Here is a 1,298-nt window from a genome sequence, read left to right as displayed (position 1 = left end):
GCAAAGGTTTCTTCAGATGTCGCAATGCCTTTGATCAACTCAACAAGCTTCATAACTGGCGCAGGGTTGAAAAAATGCATGCCCAGAAACCGGTCGGGGCGTGTCGTTGCAGCGGCGACCTCGGTAATCGATAACGACGAAGTGTTGGTTGCGAAAATAGTATCCTGACCACAAACCGCATCTAGCTCAGCAAAAATCTGCTTCTTTATAGCCATGTTTTCAACAGCGGCTTCNACAATCAAATCAGCATCAGCGACGGTCGAGTTATCCGTTACGCCGGTGATATTACTCATTACGGCATTCGCTTCGGCTTGTGTAATCTTCTCTTTAGAAACGAGACGAGAAAGACCTTTTTCTATCGTTGCGATGCCTCGCTCCACTGCTTCTTGAGCAACGTCTTTCAGAACAACCTGCAAGCCTGAAACGGCAAACGTTTGCGCAATCCCAGCCCCCATTGTGCCAGCACCAATAACAACAACCTTTTTCATATATACCCTCTGGTCTCTTCTAGTTTTCTAAAATCTTATCAGCACCGCTAATCTGCATCATCAACGGCGTGGGACTTGTTTGGCCAACAGCAACGCCTCTCACCGTCACCTCGTAGTCTCCTGACTGTCGCTCTACCCCTCCCGAAGTAATACGCGCAGTGAGATCAACTAATTCGAAAGACGATATCTTGAGCTCCGGCATCATCGCTAAACGATCGTTTAGTACAATGGCCTCAGGTAGCTCGCTAGGACTATAACGAGCCACAGCAAGCGGCATTGGAGGCCCTTGCTGCGCCTTAGCAAAAATCACGACCTGCTCTTTACCAGACAGTGATTTGACAACATCTGGTGCAATCGAGAGCACGACCGAAATGCCGCCAACCCCGTCTACTTGTTTATCGATCTGCTGATCGTCGCCATCTTGCTGAGCGCGAAGAGTTGTTTGCTCACCCGCTCCGATTGCTCGCTGCGCGGACTCAATACCGAGGCGAATTGAATCTTTTGAAGGATGCTCTGGAAAGACATCCAAAATCCTCTTCCAATATTTAATAGCAGCCTCAAAGTCGCGCGCCTCGAAGCTTGCGATAGCCAGTAATCCGAGCGTGTTTGTCTCGTCTTTATTGATTTCAAATGCATTAGCACTTGCACGACGAACTTGCTCTGAATTTAAAGCGCTGCCATTAAAGTACAAGGCCTGAGCCTTAAGGCCATAGAGAGCCGCCTTAGCTTTCGGTTCTTGCTCAATGAGAATTAACTGATCATAGGCCTCAATGGCGATATCGAACATCTGCGCATTCATTGATGAGCTTG

Annotated in this window: 2 protein-coding genes; both read right to left on the bottom strand. The window is 48.3% G+C overall.

Features of this window, described 5'->3' with window-relative positions; genetic code table 11:
* A partial coding sequence (locus tag A3750_RS15755) for a 3-hydroxyacyl-CoA dehydrogenase NAD-binding domain-containing protein (RefSeq protein ID WP_231871847.1) occupies positions 1 to 488 on the bottom strand: 488 nt, incomplete at its 3' end.
* A gap of 19 nt (positions 489 to 507) precedes the next feature.
* The coding region (locus A3750_RS15750) for a hypothetical protein (protein ID WP_231871846.1) at positions 508 to 1,298 on the bottom strand (791 nt) is incomplete at its 5' end.

This window comes from Oleiphilus sp. HI0079 (assembly GCF_001635105.1).
This window is presented reverse-complemented; position numbering and strand designations above follow the sequence as displayed.